This window comes from Citrobacter sp. T1.2D-1 (genome assembly GCF_950098555.1).
GTDB lineage: Bacteria > Pseudomonadota > Gammaproteobacteria > Enterobacterales > Enterobacteriaceae > Citrobacter_A > Citrobacter_A telavivensis.
Genome location: NZ_CATNHH010000012.1, coordinates 195,243 through 217,451 on the forward strand (window position 1 = coordinate 195,243; position 22,209 = coordinate 217,451).

Annotated in this window: 16 protein-coding genes; 4 read left to right on the plus strand and 12 right to left on the minus strand. The window is 56.2% G+C overall.

Annotation, left to right across the window (positions count from 1 at the left end):
- Positions 1 to 71 precede the first annotated feature (71 nt).
- From bcsC to bcsR, 6 genes are read right to left on the minus strand one after another with little or no spacing between them, the layout of a single operon-like run.
- Complete coding sequence (gene bcsC, locus QQZ17_RS12350; protein ID WP_152400474.1) at positions 72 to 3,569, minus strand: cellulose synthase complex outer membrane protein BcsC; 3,498 nt, start codon at positions 3,567 to 3,569, stop codon at positions 72 to 74.
- Positions 3,551 to 4,657 (minus strand): cellulose synthase complex periplasmic endoglucanase BcsZ, encoded by a 1,107-nt coding sequence (gene bcsZ, locus QQZ17_RS12355; protein WP_152754504.1) that lies wholly within the window; start codon positions 4,655 to 4,657, stop codon positions 3,551 to 3,553. Before bcsZ ends, bcsC begins: the two co-directional genes overlap by 19 nt.
- Positions 4,658 to 4,663: 6 nt before the next feature.
- Positions 4,664 to 7,021 carry a cellulose biosynthesis cyclic di-GMP-binding regulatory protein BcsB gene (gene bcsB / locus QQZ17_RS12360; RefSeq protein ID WP_152400477.1) on the minus strand — a complete coding sequence of 786 codons (2,358 nt, stop codon included), beginning with the start codon at positions 7,019 to 7,021 and terminating at the stop codon, positions 4,664 to 4,666.
- A 10-nt stretch (positions 7,022 to 7,031) separates the two neighbouring features.
- A complete protein-coding gene (bcsA, locus tag QQZ17_RS12365; RefSeq protein ID WP_152400479.1) occupies positions 7,032 to 9,653 on the minus strand; it encodes a UDP-forming cellulose synthase catalytic subunit in 2,622 nt (873 codons plus the stop codon).
- Positions 9,650 to 10,402 (minus strand): cellulose biosynthesis protein BcsQ, encoded by a 753-nt coding sequence (bcsQ, locus tag QQZ17_RS12370; RefSeq protein WP_152400481.1) that lies wholly within the window; start codon positions 10,400 to 10,402, stop codon positions 9,650 to 9,652. Before bcsQ ends, bcsA begins: the two co-directional genes overlap by 4 nt.
- An 11-nt stretch (positions 10,403 to 10,413) precedes the next feature.
- Positions 10,414 to 10,602: a cellulose biosynthesis protein BcsR gene (gene bcsR / locus QQZ17_RS12375; RefSeq protein ID WP_042323607.1), complete on the minus strand. Its 189-nt coding sequence runs from the start codon at positions 10,600 to 10,602 to the stop codon at positions 10,414 to 10,416.
- A 288-nt stretch (positions 10,603 to 10,890) separates the two neighbouring features.
- Between bcsR and bcsE the strand changes: the two genes are divergently transcribed.
- The 3 genes from bcsE to bcsG are packed head-to-tail and all read left to right on the plus strand — an operon-like array spanning position 10,891 to position 14,314.
- Entirely contained in the window at positions 10,891 to 12,450 is a 1,560-nt protein-coding gene (bcsE, locus tag QQZ17_RS12380) for a cellulose biosynthesis c-di-GMP-binding protein BcsE (RefSeq protein ID WP_152400482.1), read from the plus strand.
- Entirely contained in the window at positions 12,447 to 12,638 is a 192-nt protein-coding gene (gene bcsF / locus QQZ17_RS12385) for a cellulose biosynthesis protein BcsF (protein ID WP_042323160.1), read from the plus strand. The genes bcsE and bcsF overlap by 4 nt, the downstream gene beginning before the upstream one ends.
- Positions 12,635 to 14,314 carry a cellulose biosynthesis protein BcsG gene (bcsG, locus tag QQZ17_RS12390; protein ID WP_152400484.1) on the plus strand — a complete coding sequence of 560 codons (1,680 nt, stop codon included), beginning with the start codon at positions 12,635 to 12,637 and terminating at the stop codon, positions 14,312 to 14,314. The genes bcsF and bcsG overlap by 4 nt, the downstream gene beginning before the upstream one ends.
- 81 nt (positions 14,315 to 14,395) lie before the next feature.
- Here bcsG and QQZ17_RS12395 read toward each other — a convergent pair whose 3' ends face one another.
- On the minus strand, positions 14,396 to 14,503 hold the full coding sequence (locus QQZ17_RS12395) for a type I toxin-antitoxin system toxin Ldr family protein (protein WP_152400487.1): 108 nt from the start codon (positions 14,501 to 14,503) through the stop codon (positions 14,396 to 14,398).
- Between the two features lie 341 nt (positions 14,504 to 14,844).
- On the opposite strand from QQZ17_RS12395, the gene QQZ17_RS12400 reads away from it, so the two are divergent.
- The gene (locus QQZ17_RS12400; protein WP_152400489.1) at positions 14,845 to 16,143 is read left to right on the plus strand and encodes an amino acid permease; all 1,299 of its coding nucleotides are present in this window, start codon (positions 14,845 to 14,847) and stop codon (positions 16,141 to 16,143) included.
- Between the two features lie 55 nt (positions 16,144 to 16,198).
- On the opposite strand, the gene dppF is transcribed toward QQZ17_RS12400, so the two are convergent.
- From dppF to dppA, 5 genes are all read right to left on the minus strand, one after another.
- Positions 16,199 to 17,212, minus strand: coding sequence for a dipeptide ABC transporter ATP-binding subunit DppF (dppF, locus tag QQZ17_RS12405; RefSeq protein ID WP_152400491.1), 1,014 nt, complete (start codon positions 17,210 to 17,212; stop codon positions 16,199 to 16,201).
- Positions 17,209 to 18,192, minus strand: a complete 984-nt coding sequence (gene dppD, locus QQZ17_RS12410) for a dipeptide ABC transporter ATP-binding protein (RefSeq protein WP_152400493.1) — start codon at positions 18,190 to 18,192, stop codon at positions 17,209 to 17,211. Before dppD ends, dppF begins: the two co-directional genes overlap by 4 nt.
- Before the next feature lie 10 nt (positions 18,193 to 18,202).
- Complete coding sequence (gene dppC / locus QQZ17_RS12415) at positions 18,203 to 19,105, minus strand: dipeptide ABC transporter permease DppC (protein ID WP_152400495.1); 903 nt, start codon at positions 19,103 to 19,105, stop codon at positions 18,203 to 18,205.
- A gap of 9 nt (positions 19,106 to 19,114) precedes the next feature.
- Positions 19,115 to 20,134, minus strand: coding sequence for a dipeptide ABC transporter permease DppB (gene dppB / locus QQZ17_RS12420; protein WP_152400497.1), 1,020 nt, complete (start codon positions 20,132 to 20,134; stop codon positions 19,115 to 19,117).
- A gap of 158 nt (positions 20,135 to 20,292) precedes the next feature.
- A complete protein-coding gene (gene dppA / locus QQZ17_RS12425) occupies positions 20,293 to 21,900 on the minus strand; it encodes a dipeptide ABC transporter periplasmic-binding protein DppA (protein WP_152400499.1) in 1,608 nt (535 codons plus the stop codon).
- Between the last annotated feature and the right edge of the window lie 309 nt (positions 21,901 to 22,209).

The window sequence follows — 22,209 nt, forward strand, 5'->3', positions numbered from 1 at the left end:
GTCGGAAAAGGACTTTTCTGATTATTGACTGCCGGATAGCACAGCGCTTATCCGGCCTGCGATCATAACCCTTACCAGTCCGCGTAAGGCACCAGCGGCTGCGGCGGTAAATCCATATCGCCCTGCCATCCTGCGGCGGAATAGCGAACGTACAGCAGAAAATGGCTTGGCGCGTAGTCTTTAGCCTGTTGAATATCCACGGCAGTCCCGATAAACCAGTTAGAGGTCACCCGACGCTCGATCAGCGCCCGCGCGGTATAACCAAAGCCCTGGCTGCTACCGCCACCGTTGGTTTGTTCGCTGGCTTCCTGACGGTAATCCGATGGAATCAAATTCAGCAACGGATAACGTGGCATCGTTTTGGTGCGCGAATGCGACCAGGACACCGAACCGCCCAATTCCCAGGACCAGTTTTCCGTCCGCTGACGCCACATCACCGGCACGGCGAAGGACAGGTATTCCTGCGGACTGTAGTAACCGCCGTGGCCCAGTGAATAACCGCTCAGATCTTTGTCGTAGTGCCAGATCATATTGTTCAGGCCCACGGTCACGCGACGGTTGTTCTCGTTGATGATTTTGTAGTAGTAACCGGTCATCCCCCGGACGCGCCAGTTATCCTCAACGTTCTTCCCGGTCAACTGATCGGCACCAAGAGAGGCCCAGACGCCGTTGGCTTCACCTTTGTCGTAGCTGAGACTAATCCCGCCGCCGTCAGCGCGAACGCCGCCCCATTTTTTGCCCGTATTAATGTCGTTGCTGTCGCCGTTGTGGCTCTGCGCATCCTTTTGTCCGCCAAAGGCCAGCAGAGAACTGGAAATGGGGCGACGATGCGCGTTCAGGGTATAACCCAACGGCCCAATGTCATTGCTGTAACTGACGCCGCCGACAACATCGACGACATTGAAGCCCATCGGCGTGGTGCCGATATCCCAGCTCCAGGTGTCATTCTTCCAGCCGACGGCGACGCTCGCCCCCGTATCCGACTGGCTGCGGCTGCCGCTACAGTCTTCCAGCGTACAGGTGCCCCAGTTATTGTCGTAGCGGCCATTCGCATCGGTTGAGAAGCTGCCTGCATTCATGTTGACCAGATCGGTACGGAAGAACATGCGACCGTCCGAATATGGCGCATCCACATGCAGCATGGTGGTATGCGCTTTCAGATCGGAATAGCCGCCGGTGCCGCTCGATCCCCAGTAGTCATGCTCCAGCGTGACGTTCAGATCCTGCTGGCGATATAAATCCGCCGCGTCGCTGCGCACGCCGCGCTTCAGCCAGTCATCTTTCTCATCGTTACGGGTCAGACGAGTAAAGGTGTCGTTATCCTGCGGACGCGTTGGCGTGATGCCGGACGCCACCATCGCGTCTTTATAGGTATCAAGCGCCTGCTGCGGCTCGCCGCTCTGCGCCTGGAAATTCGCGGCGTCACGCAGCACCATTGCGCTTTCCATTGACGGCGGCTGCGCTTTGGCCTGCGGAATCAGAGTGTTGAAGGTCTGCGTTGCGGCAGCGGTGTCGCCAAGCTGCATCTGCGCCAGCGCAATCCGCCGCTGCATGTTGATCGACGGGGTCTGCGTTGCGGGCAGTTTTGCCAGTTGCGCTCGCGCGGCGGGCTTGTCGCCCTGGGCGATGTACACTTCTGTCAGACCCAACATCGCATCGACGTTGTCCGGTTCGCGCGCCAGCACGGCGTCGTAAGCGCCTCGCGCCGCATTGTATTCCCCGCGCTGCTGCGCCCAGTCGGCCAGCGTTAAGTCGAGACGGGTCGAAGCAGGCTGTTGACGTAACAGCGCTTCGGCCTCGGCTTCCCGGCCGCTGTCGCGCAGGCGGTTAGCCGTTTCCAGCACCTGGTTGCTCTGCAACCGTTCTGCCAGTTCCTGAATGTTGCTGTTCCACTGACTGCGCGGCAGGCTGTTGATATGCGCCAGCGCCGCCCGATCCTGATTATTGCCGGACAGGTACAGTCCGTACGCGTAAACCTGTTCCGGGTCGTTGGGTTTCTGGCGCGCCAGCGCACTCATCTGTGCGTCAGCCTGGCTGCGCTGCCCGGCCTGCCACAGGTCGCGTGACAGACGATAGGTTATCCAGACGCTGCCCGGATCCAGCGCCAGTCGACGGCGTTGCAGTTCCGCCGCCTGCGCCCAGTTGCCCTGGTTTTCCAGCGTTTCAGCCTGCTGCGCCAGGCGATCGTTTTCCAGACCGCGTTCAATGTCATCAATGCTGCGACGCTGACTGGCAGAGAGCGTGGCGATAAACGCGGAGGCTTTCTCCGGCGACTGCGCGCGATAAAGGTTTGCCAGACCGCGTACGGCATTGGTGTTGCCGCTGTCCATGCGCAGCGTCTGCTGATAGTAGCGTTCGGCAGCCGGATAATCTTTCCGCGCCATTGCCGCATCGCCCAGTCCCAGAACCGCATAGCTGTCGGTATTGTCGATGTTTCTGGCCTGCTGATAGAGGCGTTCAGCCTGGTCAACATTGTTGGCTTTCAACGCGGCGTCGCCCTGCTGAATCGCCAGCCAGTAGCTGTTCACTTTCAACAGGCTTTCCCACTTGCTGCGGCTCCCGCTTTGCGGATCCATCGCCAGTGCTTTCTTAAACTGCGCAACGGCGCTGGCGCGATCGCCACGCTGAGAATAGGCCTGCCCCAGCGCGCCCACGACCTCGCTGTCGCTTTGGTTCGCTTTCACCGCCTGCTGCAGTTCAGAGACCGCCCGTCCGCCCTGTCCGGCTTCAACTGCCGCCAGGCCCTGCGCACGCGCGCGGAATGTAGGATCGGAGAGCTGTTTTTGCTGTTCGCTAAGCTTACTGCGCGCAGCGGCCACGCTGTCCCCTTCACTGAATACCATGAGGTATTTTTGCAGCGCCTTCACGCTGGCGTCGCTGACCGGCATATCCTTGATCTGGGTGTACCAGATATTGGCTGCGGCATTCCGCCCGGAGTTGGATTTCGCCATCTGCTCCAGAATCACAAAGCCTTCCGCTGGACGATCGTTATCAAACAGCAACTGCGCCAGCGTATTTTGCAGCGTGTTATTGCCTGGACTGCGGGCGTTAATTGCCTTCAACTGATTGATCGCCTGATTGCGGCGGGCAGGAATTTTTGCCACCGCACTCCAGTATTCCACTTCCAGGTCGCCTTCCGGCGGGCTGCCTTTGAACAGCTTATCGTAGGCGGCAACCGCTTCCTCAGCATGCCCGGTCGTCGCCTGTAGACGCGCCTGCTGCAAAGACTGGCGCCCTTCTGGCGTCGCTAACAGCATGGTCGTGCGGGAAGATTGATAGGCGTTAGAACTCGGCGCTAACTGAGAAAGTCTTTCAAGCTGCTTCTGCGCGCCGTCGTTATCGCCCTGACGCAGCATGTAGCGAAAACGGGCAGCGACCACGTCCGGATTATTCGGGTCAATCAGTTCGAGGCGATAGAGCGACTGACGCACCAGATCTTCACGGTGCGTGGCTTCGCCTAACCGCACCTGCTCCAGCAACTGCTGTTGCGCCGACGGCGCCGCGTCGGCAAAAGGCATCAGGGCAATGCCGAGTGAGACCCCGAGTAAACTTAATTTGAACTTGCGCATTCCTGGCCCCAGTCAGGTAGTAGCTCACCTTTAACGGTGAAGCGATAACGATGCTGATCCCACCCTTGTCCGAAGAGGGTTAGCACGTAGCTATAGTAGGCATCGCTGCCAGGGAAATGGTCCGTCACGCGCTGTCGCTGCACCGCTTGTGCGTCGCGGTTTTGCAGGAAAGGCAGTAAGGCCGCAGAAAAGCCCACCGGGCCATTGCCCTGCGCTTTGCCGCTGGCGACGTCCACTTTCTCCGGCGGGAGACCGTTTTTAGTTGTCAGGGTTGCCATCGGTTTGAATTTTGCCAGCAGCCGCGCTTTCTGCGGGTCGCCGTCATGCATCATGCCCGCCCACAGGTAGACGCGAATCGCGTCGTAACTGCTGACCAGCGTTTTCTCTGGCTTCAGTTGCCAGCCTTTGTTTTTCTCGTAACGGACCCAATCCGGCGAGAAGCCTTTCGGCGCGGTTTCTAACAGCAGTCGCTGGTTGGTTTCGCGCAGGGTGGACCACGGCGCGCCGAAGCGGGCGAAATACTGCGCCAGCTGCGGCGGCAGATAGCTCGGGTTGAAGCGCCAGGTGTTGGCTTCGGCAAAACCAATCTTGCCGGGTAAGAGCATGGAGCCCAGCCCCGGCACCGTTACCACTTCTTCGCTGGCAATCCGCTTCAGCAGGGCTTTGCCGATATCGGTGTAGCGCGGCTCTTTCCACAAGCGTCCCGCCTCCAGCAGCGACCACGCGATCCAGATATCGCCATCAGAAGCGGAGTTGCTATCCAGCACCGCCCAGGTGGAAGGTTCTTTTTGTCCCCACAGCCAGGCGGGCAGATGCTCCTGTAACGACCCTTGCGCGAGGTTGTTCTGCGTCCAGTCAAGTAACGCATCAAAGGCCCGGCGATCGTTGGCGGCGAGGGCAAAGAACATTGCATAACTTTGCCCTTCCGAGGTGGTAATTTTGCGTGCGTCACTGGGATCAATCACCCGCCCTTCCTGACTGATGTAATCCTTTTTAAATTGCTCCCATGCAGGCCAGGTACAGGCCGCCTGTACACTCAGCGCGGCCAGCATTAACACCATGACTATCCCACTACGCAACGCGTTCATTATTTATCACTCATGATCCGGATCGAGACGGCGGCGACTGATGATGCGCAGCAGACGCCACAGCACCCAGGCCAGTAACACCACGCTGATGGCCGCCAGTACCGCTAACAGCACCGGATGGTTGGCCAGCGCGTACCACAGACGTTCAAACCACGGCAGGTGACCCACGTAGTAGATATCGCCGACGCGTAAACTGCTCACGCCAGATTCGCGGATCACAGAGACAGAACCAAACATTGCCGCCCGTTTACCGCTGTCATTGATGGCCTGGTTCAGCAATTCATAGCCGCGCGGACTGTCTGCCAGCAGCGCCACTACGCTACGCTGATCGCTGAACGGTGACTGGAAGCCGACGACCGCAGCCATCGGTCCACTTGACGTCACCGTCGCCTGCGCATCCGCTTTGCGATCGGCTTCATCCGGCATGATGCTCGGGAACGTCGTCTGGCGCATCGGGGTTTTCACCCAGCTCTCCGCCGCCTGAACTAACAGGTCAATACGCTTGTCGTCTTTCAGTTTGTCCGGGATCGACCCGATAATCAGGATGTCTGCCTCTTTGCCCTGAATCTTGCTGCTGTCATCGGTGATGGTCAGGTTAATCGCCGGGAAGCCGGTTTGCGCGCCGATGGTCCCGGTCGCGTCGAGCAGGGTTTCCATCTGCGCTTCGTTCGGGTTTTTCGGCATCACGGTGATGGTTTCGGACAAGTCCGCCATACGGCTGAACGGGAAGCCTGCGTTCGCAAACGCACGCAGATCCGGCATCGCAATGAAGTGGTAGTACTTCGAGAAGTCGATGGTGGAGTCGTCGCCAATCACCACGTGGTTCGGCACCGGCTGGAAGGTAATACAGTTTTCAATCGAGCCGCCCGGCATCGGGTTCATGTACTCGAAGTCAAACCGCAACTGGTTCATCGCGCCCAGCTTCAGCGCCGGGATGGCGACATCCGTTTTCCCGTCCAGCAGCCCTTGCAGCACCGGCAGACGCAGCAGCAGACGGTTGCTCTTCTCATTGCTGGTCAGACTAAAGGCTTGCAGGAACTGGTTGTTCAGGCTGATGTCCATGCGCGAGCTGTCTTTGGTCGGCGGCGTGGTGTAACGGTAATTGAGGTTCATATCAATACCGGTACTGCGCAGCAGATAGAGATCCGGTGGCAGGTTCAGAGAGACGTTGATGGCGGCAGGTTCCATCCCGGTGGACTGCAGTTGCTCTTCATAGGTTTTCAGTTCGCCGAAGGTCACCGGGCGATCGGTACGGACCCAGTTTGGCGCATCGTACGGTTTACGCGCCAACAGCGGCTTCACATCGTTCACCTCCACGCTGCTACCACGGAAGAGGATATTGCCCTGGGCAATGCCTTTCGCCGCCTGCAGCAGATCGTTATCGTCACGACCAAATACCACCAGCAGTTTCACATACGGGTTATCCGGATGGCCGATCATTTCGATAACCGGCGCTTTCACCGGCGGATGTTCACGCAGGAAATCAGGTCGTTTGTCGTTGGTGGCAAAGACGATAGCATTACGATCCGGCAGCGCGTTGTACAACACCGGGAAGTGCTGACCCCGCCAGCCCGCCCGGGAGCCAAACCAGGAAGACACGATCGACGCCGCCTGTTGCAGGGTACTATCTGGTGCTCCGGCAAAGACCATCGGCAGCGTCACCGCACGGCTGTCACGCGGATCGAAGAACGGTACCGGGAAGTGCGAGAGATCGTTTTGCACTTCCAGCGTCTGGTAAGTGAGGTCCAGCATGCTGCTGCGACCGACGTCCAGCCACAGCGTACTGCTGGCTGGGTTTTCACAAACCTGCTGGTAGTGACCGACAAACTCCAACCGCACGCGGTTAAAATCGGTGATAAACAGCGGGTTGATCGGCATTTGGGCCAGCGTCTTTTTACCCAACTGTTCCTGGGTGACCGGCAGCACGCCCATCAGCTCATCATTCAGGTAGACCTTGAGCTGCGACTGTACCGGTAGCAGTGAGGGTGACGGCGTGTACTCCAGGTTCAGTACGGCTCTGGAGACGACCTCATCGCTACGCATGCCAAACTCAATACTGCCGTTTGGGTTCACGCCACGCAGCACCATGCTGCCCGGCGGCGGCGCTATCTGCGCAAACGTTAGTTTCACGTCCCGGGAAGGGCCATTCTGCGCCACAATCGGCGCATCGGCTCCCGGTACACCCGGCATCACCTGCCCCACCGGCTGATTTGCATCTGCCTGTGCAGGTTCGGCCGCAGCCGGGACCACGGTTGGCTCAGCATTTATCAGTGGTTGCGTTGCAGGCGTCGCATTCGTCATGAAAGAAGGGATTGCGCTCATCCCCATTGCCACTGCACAAATCCAGGAAAGTTTTCTTTTCATCGCGTTATCATCATTGTTGAGCCATAACCTGATCCGGCTGTTGCACCGCCACCTCGTCCTGCTCAGGACGGCGTGGAATGAACGACACAACCCAGGAAACCAGAGAAGTCAGAGACCGGAAAATTATTTTGACAGAAGACGGGGAGAACTCCGCAAGATGGCGATAGCCACGGAAACCCAGCTTCAGAATATCCAACAGGCTTTCCAGCGGCTTATCTTCCGGATAGCTGTCCTGCCAGAGCGCCCATGTATCGGCACGGGCAAACGTACACTGCACAAAATCGATATGCTGTTTGGTGGTCAGCGGCATCAGCTGTAGCCCCACCTGTTCACCCCAAACGCGCGCGACCTGCGTCGGGAAGACATACTCCTGCTGACCGCGTTTGAGCAGTAAATTCACCTTCTGCCCTTCCAGCACCTGGGCCTGACCGTTGATCTTGATCCCCAGACCGCCGTCGGAGAAATCATGCACGGTGCACGAGAACAGGTGTCCGTCTTCACGGGCAATCGCCGCCGGCATGGAAATTTCAACACGGTGTGAACGGCGAACCTGTTTACTTTCTACCGACACCGCAACCGCGCCGCCGAGGATAATCAGGTTGTAGAACACCCACACCAGGCTGACGATAACGGTCAGCATTTCATTTTCCGGCCCGTAGAAGTAACGCCAGACGCCCACCGCCACGCCGAACAGGTTAATCAGCACGAGGTAGATGTACGGACGGGAAATCACCCAGTCGACATACTCTTCTTCTACCAGTCCACCCTTCGCGGTGACGTTAAACTTCCCTTTGTGCGGGTTGATCAGCGCCACCAGCGTCGGCGGCGCGATATACCAGGCCAACACCGTTTCGTAAATCTCACTCCAGAAAGAGTGACGGTACTTACCCTGAATTTTCGAGTTGGTCAGGCTGGCATGGACCATGTGCGGCAGTACGAACAGCGCAATCATCAGCGCTGGCGCATAGATGATATAGGCATGCAGCAGCAGGAACGCCAGCGGGGCGGTCAGGAAGATCAGTCGTGGAACGCCCGACAGGAAGTGGAACATGGCGTTGACGTAACATAATCGCTGGGCGAACTTCAGCCCCTTGCCGGTCAACGGGTTATCGAGACGGAAAATTTGTACCATCCCGCGCGCCCAGCGAATACGCTGACCGATGTGGGCAGATAAACTTTCGGTTGCCAGCCCCGCCGCCTGCGGAATACGCATGTACGCGGAGGTATAACCGCGACGGTGCAGACGCAGCGACGTATGCGCATCCTCAGTCACGGTTTCAACGGCAATGCCGCCAATTTCATCCAGCGGTTTACGGCGAATTACCGCACAGGAGCCGCAGAAGAAGGTAGCATCCCACATGTCATTACCGTCCTGCACCAGACCGTAAAACAGCGTGCCTTCGTTTGGCGTTTTGCGAAAACGTCCGAGGTTACGTTCAAACGGATCCGGCGAGAAGAAGTGGTGCGGCGTCTGCATCATCGCCAGATTCTTGTCTTTCAGGAACCAGCCCATCGTCATTTGCAGGAATGAACGCGTCGGCACGTGGTCGCAGTCAAAGATCGAAACAAACTCGCCTTTGGCATATTTCAACGCGTTGTTAATGTTCCCGGCTTTGGCGTGTTCATGGGTGGTACGGGCAATATATTTTACCCCTACGGTCTGGGCGAACTGGCGGAACTCTTCACGTCCGCCATCGTCGAGGATCCAGATATTGAGCTTATCTTTCGGCCAGTCGATACCCAGCGACGCGTAAATGGTGTTTTTCACCACGTGAAGGTCTTCGTTGTAGGTCGGCACAAAGATATCGACCGTCGGCCACAGCGACATGTCTTTTGGCAGCGGCACCGGCTGGCGGTTCAGCGGCCAGACAACCTGGAAGTAGCCTAATACCAGCACAATCCACGCATAGGTTTCGGCAAACAACAGGATCAGCCCGCAAACCAGGCTCACCGGGTCATCCCAGTTCAGCGTGGAGGTATAGCGCCACCAGATATAACGGCACGATACCGTCAGCGACAGCACAATCAGCATCAGCGCGGAGAAGCGCCCCGGCATGCGGCGCACGATCAGCGCAACGCCCCACAACAGCATCAGGAAGATAAATTGCGCCAGCGGGTTAAACGGTTGAGTCACACAAATCAGCGCCAGAATCAGCGAGAAGATGACGATAATCCCGATGATAAAGCGACGCGCGCCAGGGCTCAGATGGCCGAGCTCTTTTTGCTTATCCAGATGCGTGGTGTTCTGCGTCACGCGTCCCGGTAGCGCGTCCATCCACTGGTGGTAACGCCCGACGAAGCCTTGCAGGCGGGAAAAGGTCTGCCAGCGGGGTGGTGTCGTCTCCTGACGTGGCGAGGCCGCCATCAGCCAGAAGGTCTGAATGGCGTAACGAGCAGGATCTAAAGGGCGCGGGCGCGCGGCGTTAATATGGGGATAGAGCGCCTTACGTTCGGCACGGATCCGCTGCCAGCGTGGATGCTCCAGCGGGATAAAGACCCACGCGAGAATCACCCACAGACAGCCCAGCGCCGCGCTAAAAGGCGACGCGCCATGACGACGATAACCCTGATAGCGCTCGCTTAAACGGGCGCTGACCGGCGGGATAAGCAACCACCGGGACAGGACACTCATGATGCGCTCCCGACAGGGGTTTTATGGCCTGAGTAATGTAATAAACACCAGTTTGCCAGCGTCAACACTTCTTCTGCAGCCAGCGAGTCGCTGCGGTATTCACCCAGCGGCTGTTTTGTCGCCATGCACTCCGCCACGGCTTCATCGCGGTGAATCACCATTGGCAGTAGACGACGCTGACTCTGTAGCCAGACCTGGTAGAGATCGTCCTGCAACTGACTGCCAACGCGTAAGTCATTGATCAGAATATGCGCGCCCGCCGGCAGCGACTGCTGATGCAAACGAACATGGCAGTTGGTGTCAGCGTTGACAATCGTCAGCGTGTGGTCGCACTCATTGACCAGTTGCCGGGTCAACGGCGCGCACCCCGGAGGCAGATCCAGTAAAATCCACGAGTATCGTCCACTCTCTTTCAGAGCACGAATACCGGCCGCGATACCGCCCAGCTGTTCCAGCCAGCGGTCGGGATATTCACGTTCCTGAGCCGTCAGTTGACCAAACGGCAGCAAATCAAGTTGCGAGGTGTAGCGCATCCCACCGTCCTGCCAGTCACGACCATCGAGCATCGCTCTGGCCCAGCCGTCGCGATGACTGAAATCAACGTTGAATGACAGGCGCAACAAATTATCGGGGCTGGTATCAATAACCAGTACGTTTTCCCCTAATAATTGCAATGACCAGGCCAGCGCAGCAGCGATCGACGTCGTGCCTACCCCGCCTCGTATGCCCTGGAGTCCCAGAATGGCCATTCACGGCTCCCTTATTGTTGTTGCGCAAATTCAGCCAACAGCGGCCAACGTTTAATCGCGGCGGCAAGCTGTTCACGCTGGGAAATATCGGTGTAATCAAATTCTGGCAATGAAAAAGCCTGGCTTAATGCCAGGAAATCGTTTTGAAAGGTATAGCCCAATGTTGAATCAGTTTGCGTGCCGGGTTCGTTGTCAGACATTTTGTTTTATCCCTTTGAATAGACTCGCCATGCTTCAAACATTTTTTCTGTTTGCATTCCGCTTTGTCCCCACCGAAATTCGATAAGGCTAAAAGTTGCTCATTTTCTGAGTTGTTTTTTCGTGAAAATACGCGTCATGGAATCGGAAAGGCCGATGTTACAAGGCTTCTTGCTCGCCAAATTGATTCACATGCTAAATCTGATACGTTTTAATTTCAATGTTAGGTTTATTTCTGGGCTTTCGCTAGTAAACTGATAAACAGATAAAATAGCGACCCGAGGAACGCTGTGGACCCTGTATTTTCAATTGGCATCTCATCATTATGGGATGAACTACGCCATATGCCAGCCGGTGGAGTCTGGTGGATTAACACTGATCGCGTTGAAGATGCTATCAGTCTGGCGAATCAAACGATTGCTTTTCAGACCGGGACTGCAAAAGTCGCGGCCATTTCTATGGGCAGCGATCCTGGAAAAATATTCAAATTAGATGAATCTCACGGCCCGGAAAAAATTCAGTTATTTTCTATGCCAACTTCTGAGAAGGGTCTATACTTTATGACCCGAGATTTACTCTGCTCTCTGGATCCGACGCATTACTTATTCATTCTTATTTGCGCAAATAACGGCTGGCAAAATATTCCAGTTGAACGTTTGCGTCTGTGGCTGGACAAAATGAATAAATGGACGCGTCTCCATCACTGTTCTGTAGTGGTGCTTAACCCCGGGAATAATAACGATAAACAATTCTCTCTTTTAATGGGGGAATACCGATCGCTTTACGGTCTCGCCAGCATGCGTTATCAGGGCGATCAACATTTGTTTGATATTGCCTTCTGGTGCAACGAAAAAGGCGTCAGCGCTCGTCAGCAACTCACCATCCGCCATCATGACGGTCAGTGGGAACTGGCACAGAAAGAAGAGGCTGAAATCCAACCCCGTAGCGATGAAAAACAGATCCTGAGTAATGTCGCCGTGCTGGAGGGGGCACCGCCGCTCTCCGAACACTGGAAATTATTCGATAATAATGAAGCTTTATTCAATGAGGCGCGTACGGCCCAGGCGGCAACGCTGATCTTCTCGCTTCAGCAAAACAGCCAGATTGAACCCATGGCGCGTAGCATTCATACCCTGCGTCGCCAGCGGGGAAGCGCGCTGAAAATCCTCGTGCGGGAAAACATCGCCAGCCTTCGCGCCACCGATGAACGCCTGCTGTTAGGCTGCGGTGCCAATATGGTGATTCCGTGGAATGCCCCGCTCTCACGTTGTCTGACGCTGATTGAAAGCGTTCAGGGCCAGCAATTTAGCCGCTACGTGCCGGAAGACATCACGACGCTACTGTCGATGACCCAGCCGATGAAACTGCGCGGTTTTCAGAAGTGGGATGTGTTCTGTGAAGCGGTGAACAACATGATGAGCAACACCCTGCTGCCTGCCGACGGGAAAGGGGTGATGGTAGCGTTGCGGCCCGTTCCGGGTATCCGCGTTGAGCAAGCCTTAACGATGTGCCGCCCGCACCGTACCGGCGATATTGTCACCATTGGCGGCAACCGCCTGGTGCTGTTCTTGTCGTTTTGTCGCGTGAACGATCTCGATACCGCGCTCAATCATATCTTTCCGCTCCCGACCGGCGATCTCTTTTCTAACCGCATGGTCTGGTTTGAAGATAATCTCATCAGCGCTGAACTGGTGCAGATGCGTTTACTGGCGCCAGAGCAGTGGGGACAACCGCTGCCGCTGACCCAGAACGTGAAGCCGGTCCTCAATGCCGAGCATGACGGCAAGACGTGGCGCCGCATTCCACACCCGCTACGCTTACTGGACGATGAAACGGAGCGCTCATCATGATGACCATCAGCGATATCCTGCAGATCATTGTTGTTTGTGCGCTGATTTTCTTCCCGCTGGGGTATCTGGCACGCCATTCACTTCGGCGGATCAGTAATACGACCCGGCTGTTATTTGCGAAACCTCGTTATGTTAAACCGGCCGGAACATTGCGCCGCACGGTGATTTCCAGGGCAACGAAAAAATGACTCAACAAACGCAAAACGCATCACTGCCTTCACCACTCTGGCAATACTGGCGCGGCCTTTCTGGCTGGAACTTCTATTTCCTGGTGAAATTCGGCCTGCTCTGGGCGGGCTATCTTAATTTTCACCCGCTGCTGAACCTGGTCTTTATGGCCTTCCTGCTGATACCTATTCCGCGTTACAGCCTGCATCGCATTCGTCACTGGATAGCCATTCCGATCGGCTTTGGTCTGTTCTGGCACGACACCTGGCTGCCTGGTCCGGAAAGTATTATGAGCCAGGGCTCGCAGGTGGCCGGTTTTAGCGCGGACTATTTACTGGATCTTGCCACCCGCTTTATCAACTGGCAGATGATAGGCGCCGTGTTTGTCCTGCTGGTCGCGTGGCTGTTTTTGTCACAATGGATTCGGGTTACCGTTTTTGTGGTGGCGATTCTGGTCTGGCTGAACGTCCTGACGCTGGCAGGCCCCAGTTTCTCTCTGTGGCCGGCAGGTCAACCGACGACCACGGTGACCACCACGGGCGGTACGGCGGCAGAAACGGTCGCGACCGCCGGAGGAACGCCGGTCGTCGGTGATATCCCGGCGCAGACCGCGCCGCCGACCTCGGCGAATCTCAACGCATGGTTGAACACGTTCTACAATGCGGAAGCCAAGCGCAAAACGCCTTTCCCGTCAGCGCTTCCTGCGGATGCGCAGCCGTTTGAACTGCTGGTCATCAACATCTGCTCGCTCTCCTGGTCCGATATTGAAGCCGCAGGGTTGATGTCGCACCCGCTGTGGTCGCATTTTGATATTCAGTTTAAGCACTTCAATTCTGCCACCTCGTATAGCGGCCCGGCAGCGATTCGTCTGTTACGCGCCAGTTGTGGACAGCCCTCGCACACCAATCTGTATCAGCCAGCAGGCAACGAATGTTATCTGTTTGATAACTTGTCAAAACTGGGTTTCACGCAGCATCTGATGATGGGGCATAACGGCGAGTTCGGCGGCTTCCTGAAAGAGGTCCGTGAAAACGGCGGGATGCAGGCTGAGCTGATGGATCAGAAGGGCTTACCCGCGCCGCTGTTGGGCTTTGATGGTTCTCCGGTTTATGACGACACCGCCGTGCTGCAACGCTGGATGGAGACCACGGAGAAAGATAAGGATTCTCGCAGCGCCACCTTCTACAACACCCTGCCGCTCCACGACGGTAACCACTATCCGGGCGTAAGCAAAACGGCGGATTACAAAGCCCGCGCACAGAAATTCTTTGATGAACTGGACGCGTTCTTCACTGAGCTGGAGAAATCAGGGCGTAAGGTGATGGTTGTGGTCGTCCCGGAACACGGCGGAGCCTTAAAAGGCGACAGGATGCAGGTCTCTGGTCTGCGTGATATCCCAAGCCCGTCGATTACGAACGTCCCGGCAGGAGTGAAATTCTTCGGCATGAAAGCGCCGCATCAGGGTGCGCCGATTGTCATTAACCAGCCAAGCAGCTACCTGGCGATTTCTGACCTGGTGGTGCGCGTGCTTGACGGTAAGATCTTCACCGAAGACAGCGTGGACTGGACGAAACTCACCAGCAACCTGCCGCAGACGGCGGCGGTCTCGGAAAACGCCAACGCGGTCGTTATCCAGTATCAGGACAAACCGTACGTCCGTCTGAACGGTGGCGATTGGGTGCCGTATCCGCAGTAACGAAGAAGGCCGCAAGGATCGCCCTTGCGGCCTGGTTCGGGCGCATATTGCCACTGCGGCAGGCAGACGCCCATTAGCGCATTACTTCCTGCTACGTAGCCAGTTCACAACCATTCCCGCAATAATGCCGGCAATGGCTGGAGCCGCTAAATCATGCCAGAAGGCAATGCCTAACTGAGTTAGCGTCATATCGCCGCCTGTGTTGCAATGGCAACCGTTCGCGGCTATCCTTAACTTGTCTAGAGATAGGGATGCCCCCGTTGTGTTGCCTGGTTTACCGAGCAATGTGCGGGGGTTTTCTACATCTAGCGTCATTGCCGCCAGGGATCAAGCCCCCGCAACGTTGCGCCTCACCGGGTCACCCGGCTTGGAGCAGATTCTACGATAACCCGCCTTGCCCGACATCCGACACGCTTTCGCTTTGCGTGACGCCTCGCAATCAGTCAACTGGCAGAGACCCGCACTCTTCTGTAGAATTGCGTCCCCTCGCGGTCATCAAGCCGTGACGGCTATTTTTGGCAGGGGACTCCATGCAGCACGACACATCACCACTTTGCGATCACCGCGCATCCGGCAAACCGGCATCGCAGACTTTACCGTTTACCCGCTACGATTTTGGCTGGGTGCTGCTGTGCATTGGCATGGCGATTGGCGCAGGAACGGTATTAATGCCGGTGCAGATTGGGCTGAAAGGCATCTGGGTTTTTATTACCGCCTCTCTGATTGCCTATCCTGCCACCTGGATCGTACAGGATATCTATCTGAAAACGCTCTCCGAGAGCGAAACCTGTCATGACTATACCGATGTCATCAGCCATTACCTGGGGAAAAACTGGGGTGTCTTCCTTGGCGTGATTTACTTCCTGATGATCATCCACGGCATATTTATCTACTCGCTTTCCGTGGTGTTCGACAGCGCATCGTATATCCGCACCTTTGGCCTGACTGACGCCGACCTTTCACAGTCGTTGGTCTATAAAGTGGCGATTTTTGCGGCTCTGGTGGCGATCGCCTCCGGCGGTGAGAAGTTGCTTTTCAAAATCTCCGGCCCGATGGTGGTGGTGAAAGTCGGTATCATCGTGGTGTTTGGGCTGGCGATGATCCCCCACTGGAACCTGAGCAATATCACCGCTTTCCCGCAGGCGACGGTGTTCTTTCGCGACGTGTTGCTCACGATCCCCTTCTGCTTCTTTTCGGCGGTCTTCATTCAGGTTCTCAACCCGATGAATATTGCCTATCGCAAGCGTGAAGCGGACAGAGTACTGGCAACCCGCATGGCGATTCGCACTCACCGTATCAGCTACATCACGCTCATTGCGGTGATCCTGTTTTTCTCCTTCTCGTTCACCTTCTCTATCACTCACGAGGAGGCGGTCTCCGCCTTTGAGCAAAACATTTCCGCACTGGCGTTAGCCGCGCAGGTCATACCTGGCCCGATTATTCACATCACCTCGACGGTGCTGAATATCTTTGCCGTCCTGACCGCGTTCTTTGGGATCTACCTGGGATTCCACGAGGCAATGAAGGGCATTATTTTGAATGTGCTGGGTCGCGTCGTTAACGTCGGGAAAATTCCTTCACGCGTGATTACGCTGGGGATCTGCGCGTTTATCGTCACTACGCTGGTTGTCTGGGTTTCGTTTCGCGTCTCAGTGCTGGTGTTCTTCCAGTTGGGCAGCCCGCTGTACGGCATCGTCTCCTGCCTCATCCCGTTCTTCCTGATTTATAACGTCGCTCCACTGGAAAAGCTGCGCGGTCTGAAAACCTGGCTGATTTTGCTCTACGGGATCCTGTTGTGCCTGTCGCCACTGCTGAAACTGATTGAATAGAATAAAAAAAGCCCGAGGGCGTAACCGCATCCTCGGGCCTGGAGAAGTGACGAATTTACGCTACGGGTTTCTGCGCATTTTCATCCTGATCAACCGCGAAACAGGCGACCAGTTGACCGCTGTAGTCTTTTAACTGCGGCTGCAACTGGGTGCAGGGTCCGAAACGGCGACGGCAGCGGGCGTTGAAGGCACAGCCCGGCGGCGGATTCAGCGGGCTGGGTAGCTCACCGGTCAGCTTGATGCGCTCGCGGCGCTCGTCTGGATTCAGACGCGGCGTGGCGGAGAGCAGCGCCTGGGTGTACGGATGGCGCGGGTTGTTGAAGATCTGGTCCTTCGTCCCTTTCTCCACGCAACGACCTAAGTACATCACCATCACCTCATCAGCAATGTGCTCAACAACCGACAGGTCGTGAGAGATGAAGACGTAGGACAGCCCCAGTTCCTGCTGCAAATCCATCATCAGGTTCAGCACCTGCGCACGGACAGAAACATCGAGCGCGGAGACCGGTTCATCGGCAATCACCACATCCGGATCCAGCATCAGCCCACGGGCGATGGCAATACGCTGGCGCTGACCGCCGGAGAACATATGCGGATAGCGGTCGTAGTGCTCGGTTTTCAGCCCCACTTTCGCCATCATCGCCAGCGCTTTTTCACGACGCTGCTCTTTGCTGAGCGAGGTGTTGATCAGTAGGGGTTCTTCCAGAATCTGTCCCACTTTCTTACGCGGGTTCAGCGAACCGTACGGGTTCTGGAACACAATCTGGATTTTCTGCCGACGCAGTTTCTGCGCATGCGGATCGTGCTTAAGCAGATCCTGCCCCTGGTAATACAGTTCACCGCCCGTCGGCGTTTCAATCATCGTCAGCAGACGGCCAAGCGTGGATTTCCCACAGCCGGACTCGCCCACCACCGCCAGCGTTTTGCCGCGTTCAAGGGTAAAGGATACGCCGTCGAGCGCTTTCACCAGGCGTTCCGGGGAGAAAATCCCCTTCTTCACCGGGTAGTATTTTTTCAGGTCGATTGCCTGCAACAACAGCTGTTGCGAGGTGGCCTCATGCGTACTCATAGTGTGGGCCTCCCGGCATCATCGAGTGGGTAATGACATTTCGACTGGCGACCGCCATCCAACTGGGCCAGTTCAGGTTCTTCACTGCGGCATTTGTCCGTCGCATAGGGGCAACGTGGGTTCAGCAGACAGCCCATCGGGCGGTCATATTTCCCCGGCACCACGCCTGGCAGCGAGGCCAGTCGCGCTTTATCCTGAGCGAACTCCGGCAGTGCACGCAACAGTGCCTGGGTATAAGGGTGACGCGGTGCGCGGAAAATATCGTGCGCCGCCCCCGTTTCCACCACCTGACCGGCGTACATCACAATGATTTTATGCGCGGCTTCCGCCACCAGCGCCAGGTCATGGGTAATGAGCACCAGCGCCATGTTCTCTTTCTGCTGCAGTTCCAGCAGCAGTTCGATGATTTGCGCCTGGATGGTCACGTCCAGCGCCGTCGTCGGCTCATCGGCAATCAACAGTTTCGGCCGACAGGCAATCGCCATCGCGATCATCACGCGCTGGCTCATCCCACCGGAAAGCTGATGCGGATACACGTCCAGGCGCGAGGCCGGATCGGGAATCCCCACCTGGTTTAGCAGGTCAATCGCCCGCTGACGACGGGTTTTCTTGTTGCCACCCTGATGCACCTTGATCGCTTCCATAATCTGGAAACCGACGGTGTAGCACGGGTTCAGGCTGGTCATCGGGTCCTGGAAAATCATCGCCACTTCGGCACCCACCAGGTTACGTCGCTCTTTCTCAGAGATACGCTTGAGGTCCTGACCGTTGAACAGCAGGTTCTCCGCCATCACGCGGCCCGGATAATCAATCAGCCCCATAATCGCCAGTGAACTGACCGATTTCCCTGAGCCTGACTCACCGACAATACCGACCACTTCACCCTGATTCACACTGTAGCTGATGCGGTCTACGGCGCGGAATTCGGAGCCAACATCACCGAAATGCACCGATAATTTATCTACATTTAATAACGCCATCTCGAACCTCTTACTGCTTCAGTTTGGGATCGAGCGCGTCACGCAGACCGTCACCCATCAGGTTAAATGCCAGCACCGTCAGCAGGATCGCCAGACCCGGGAAGGTCACGACCCACCAGGCGCTTTGCGCAAACTGCAACACATCCGCTAGCATAGTGCCCCACTCCGGTGTTGGCGGTTGCGCACCCATGCCCAGGAAGCCAAGCGCGGCCATATCGAGAATGGCGTTAGAGAAGCCGAGCGACGCCTGAACGATCAACGGCGCAAGGCAGTTCGGAAAGATGTTGATAAACATCTGGCGCATCGCACCGGCACCCGCCACGCGGGAAGCGGTCACGTAGTCGCGGTTGACCTCCACCAGCACGGCGGCGCGCGTCAGTCGCACATAGTGCGGCAACGCGACGAACGTCAGCGCCAGCGCGGCGTTACCAATTGAGGGACCGAATACCGCCACCAGCACCAGCGCGAGCAGCAGGCTCGGCAGCGCCAGCATGATGTCGACGATACGCATAATGATGTTATCAACGATGCCGCCAAAGTACCCGGCAACCAGACCCAACACCACGCCCATCACCAGCGACAGCACGACCACCAGGCAGCCCACCAGCAGCGACAGGCGCGCGCCGTACATCAGGCGCGACAGGACGTCGCGACCCACGTCGTCGGTTCCCAACAGATGCGCCAGGCTGCCGCCTTCCTGCCAGGCAGGTGGTGCCAGCAGGACATCACGGAACTGGTCAGCCGGGTTATACGGTGCCAGGAAGTTGGCGAATACCGCAATCAGGATCATGATCGCGACGTACACCAGTCCCACTACCGCGCCCTTGTTGCGTTTAAAATAGTGCCAGAACTCCTGCATCGGCGTCATCGGCACCGGTGCAGCAACAACTTTATTTTCAGTAACCTGTGACATGATGGCCCCTTACTTCTTATGACGAATACGCGGGTTCACCACGCCGTACAACAGGTCGACCAGCAGGTTGACGAGAATAATCATCGTCGCCACCAGTAACACCCCACCCTGTACAACCGGATAATCGCGACGTTGCAGCGCATCAATCAGCCAGCGCCCAAGGCCAGGCCAGGAAAAAATGGTTTCGGTCAGAATGGCACCCGCCAGCAGCGTTCCCACCTGCAGACCAATCACGGTCACCACCGGCAGCATTGCGTTACGCAGCGCGTGAATGATGATGACGCGCATACGCGTCAACCCTTTGGCGCGCGCGGTACGGATGTAATCTTCGCCCAGCACTTCCAGCATCGACGAACGGGTCATACGCACGATCACCGCCAGAGGGATGGTGCCGAGCACCATTGCCGGCAGGATCATATGCGCCACGGCATCAACGAAGTTGCCCTCTTCACCCCAGATCGCCGTATCTATCAGCATAAAGCCGGTCAGCGGGTTAGAATCATCAAGGAACACCATATCGCTGACGCGTCCGGAGACGGGGGTCAGGTTGAGCTGTACAGAGACCAGCATGATAAGCATCATGCCCCACCAGAAGATAGGCATGGAGTAACCGGTCAGCGCCAGGCCAACAGCGGTATGATCGAAAATGGAACCGCGCTTAACGGCAGCCAGGACGCCCACGGGAATCCCCACGGCGGTGGCAAAAATCATGGCGCAGACACCCAGTTCCAGCGTCGCTTTAAAACGAGGCACGAACTCGTCCCACACCGGTAAACGGCTTTTCAGTGAAATACCTAAATCACCATGCATAACCCCCCAGATGTAATGGAGGTACTGCTGCCACATCGGCTTATCGAGACCGAGTTCAGCCAACAGTTGAGCATGACGCTCAGGGGAGATACCACGCTCACCTGCCATGATCATCACCGGATCGCCGGGGATCATATGGACAAAAGCAAAGGTGAGAAGGGTGATACCGATAAACGTGGGGATGACGAGTCCCAAACGTCGGAGAATGAACTGCAACATAACCCGGATTCTCTCTCATGACACACGGCCTGGAACCGTGAGTCTGTATTGCTCACAAATCTTATCCCCTCCTCAATGAGAAGGGGATAAAGCATTACTGCCGGGAACGCACCGCGAACCGACTTAACGGTGCGTAGCGCTCGCCGGCGTTGCTTTTATTATTCGACTGAGACGTTTTCGAAGTGGTGTTTGCCTAATGGATCAACCACATAGCCTTTGACTTCTTTACGCACTGGCTCGTACACGGTGGAGTGAGCCACGATCAGCGCCGGAGCCTGGTCATGCATCACCACCTGAGCCTGTTTGTAGAGCTCAATACGTTTGTTGTGGTCGTCGGTCGCACGCGCCGGTTGAATCAAGTCTTCAAACGGCTTGTAGCACCAGCGAGAGTAGTTGGAACCGTCTTTCGCCGCAGCGCAGCTGAACAGGGTCGCGAAGAAGTTATCCGGATCCCCATTGTCGCCGGTCCAGCCCATCATGACCGCCTGATGCTCACCCGCTTTGGCACGTTTCAGATACTCGCCCCACTCGTAGGTCACAATCTTGGCCTGAACGCCAATCTTCGCCCAGTCGGCCTGAACCATCTCGGCCATACGGCGAGCGTTCGGGTTGTACGGACGCTGTACTGGCATTGCCCACAGCTCAACGGTAAAGCCTTTATCCTGACCGGCTTCTTTCAGCAGAGCTTTCGCTTTCTCAGGATCGTAGGAGTAGTCTTTAATGTCGTCGTTATAGCCCCACATGGTTGGCGGGATCAAGTTCTTCGCGGCCACGCCAGCACCCTGATAAACGGCTTTGATGATCGCGTCTTTGTTCACCGCGTAGGTCAACGCCTGACGCACTTTTACGTCATCGAACGGTTTTTTCTCGGTATTGAAAGAGAGGTAACCAACGTTCAGACCCGCTTGTTCCATCAGGTTGATGTTTTTGTCCTGTTTCATGCGGGCGATGTCAGCCGGGTTCGGGTACGGCATCACCTGGCACTCGTTCTTCTGCAGTTTGGCGTAACGCACGGAAGCGTCAGGCGTGATGGAGAAGACCAGACGGTCGATCTGCGGCTTGGTGCCCCAGTAACCTTCGAACGCTTTGTAGAGAATACGGGAGTCTTTCTGGTACTGCTGCAACTGGAACGGACCGGTACCGATTGGGTTCAGGTCTACTTTTTCCGGCGAGCCGGCTTTCATCATGTTATCGGCATATTCTTTAGAAAGAATAGAGGCGAAGTCCATCGCCAGATCGGCGAGGAACGGGGCTTCCGGACGCGTCAGCACGAACTGAACGGTTTTGTCGTCCACTTTCTTCACTTCACTGATCAGGTCCTGCAGGCCCATGCCTTCAAAGTATTCATAGCTGCCACCGGATACTTTGTGGTACGGGTTTTGCGCGTTTTTCTGACGATCAAAAGAGAACACCACGTCATCGGCGTTGAAATCACGCGTCGGTTTGAACTCTTTATTGTCCTGCCACTTCACGCCCTGGCGCAGGTGGAAGGTATAGGTTTTACCGTCTTCACTGATTTCCCACTTCTCAGCGAGGCCCGGAATCACTTCCGTCGTCCCGGTTTTGAATTCGACCAGACGGTTATAGATAGGTACTGAGCTGGCGTCATAGGTTGTGCCAGAGGTAAACAGCTGCGGGTTGAACCCTTCAGGAGAACCTTCTGAACAATAAACCAGAGTTTTAGCCTGTACACTTGCTGCGACAGTCATAGCTACAAGGCTCAGACCAAGCTTCAGCATCCCTGACTTCTTCAAGGAAATACTCATTCTTCTGCTCCAAATGTGATGTTGTTGTTTTACCCTTTGCAATGGGTTTGCACCGCCTGGCCTTTTTTGTTTTTTAACCGGCTGGGTCGGCGTTAAGAGGTGGGGATTCCGTTCACATAAACGACTGAGTAGCAGCGCGGATTCTCCATGAAATGCCCCTCATGCCCTACAATCTGTCAACAGAATGTGAAAACGTCAATACAGGTAACCATGATTTACAACAACGGTGAGAATTAGCAAACAAAGATTAAAAAAACTTCAGGTGGGTATTTTCAGCAGAGAAATTTATGCTACGCCCTGAATACCAGA

Bases quoted from the DNA above. Each gene is read 5' to 3' on its own strand.
- dppF (WP_152400491.1), bottom strand. From the start codon at position 17,212: ATGAGTACGCATGAGGCCACCTCGCAACAGCTGTTGTTGCAGGCAATC.
- bcsZ (WP_152754504.1), bottom strand. From the start codon at position 4,657: ATGAACGCGTTGCGTAGTGGGATAGTCATGGTGTTAATGCTGGCCGCG.
- bcsQ (WP_152400481.1), bottom strand. From the start codon at position 10,402: ATGGCCATTCTGGGACTCCAGGGCATACGAGGCGGGGTAGGCACGACG.
- bcsF (WP_042323160.1), top strand. From the start codon at position 12,447: ATGATGACCATCAGCGATATCCTGCAGATCATTGTTGTTTGTGCGCTG.
- dppC (WP_152400495.1), bottom strand. From the start codon at position 19,105: ATGTCACAGGTTACTGAAAATAAAGTTGTTGCTGCACCGGTGCCGATG.
- bcsB (WP_152400477.1), bottom strand. From the start codon at position 7,021: ATGAAAAGAAAACTTTCCTGGATTTGTGCAGTGGCAATGGGGATGAGC.
- dppA (WP_152400499.1), bottom strand. From the start codon at position 21,900: ATGAGTATTTCCTTGAAGAAGTCAGGGATGCTGAAGCTTGGTCTGAGC.
- bcsG (WP_152400484.1), top strand. From the start codon at position 12,635: ATGACTCAACAAACGCAAAACGCATCACTGCCTTCACCACTCTGGCAA.
- bcsC (WP_152400474.1), bottom strand. From the start codon at position 3,569: ATGCGCAAGTTCAAATTAAGTTTACTCGGGGTCTCACTCGGCATTGCC.
- bcsA (WP_152400479.1), bottom strand. From the start codon at position 9,653: ATGAGTGTCCTGTCCCGGTGGTTGCTTATCCCGCCGGTCAGCGCCCGT.
- bcsR (WP_042323607.1), bottom strand. From the start codon at position 10,602: ATGTCTGACAACGAACCCGGCACGCAAACTGATTCAACATTGGGCTAT.
- QQZ17_RS12395 (WP_152400487.1), bottom strand. From the start codon at position 14,503: ATGACGCTAACTCAGTTAGGCATTGCCTTCTGGCATGATTTAGCGGCT.
- QQZ17_RS12400 (WP_152400489.1), top strand. From the start codon at position 14,845: ATGCAGCACGACACATCACCACTTTGCGATCACCGCGCATCCGGCAAA.
- dppD (WP_152400493.1), bottom strand. From the start codon at position 18,192: ATGGCGTTATTAAATGTAGATAAATTATCGGTGCATTTCGGTGATGTT.
- dppB (WP_152400497.1), bottom strand. From the start codon at position 20,134: ATGTTGCAGTTCATTCTCCGACGTTTGGGACTCGTCATCCCCACGTTT.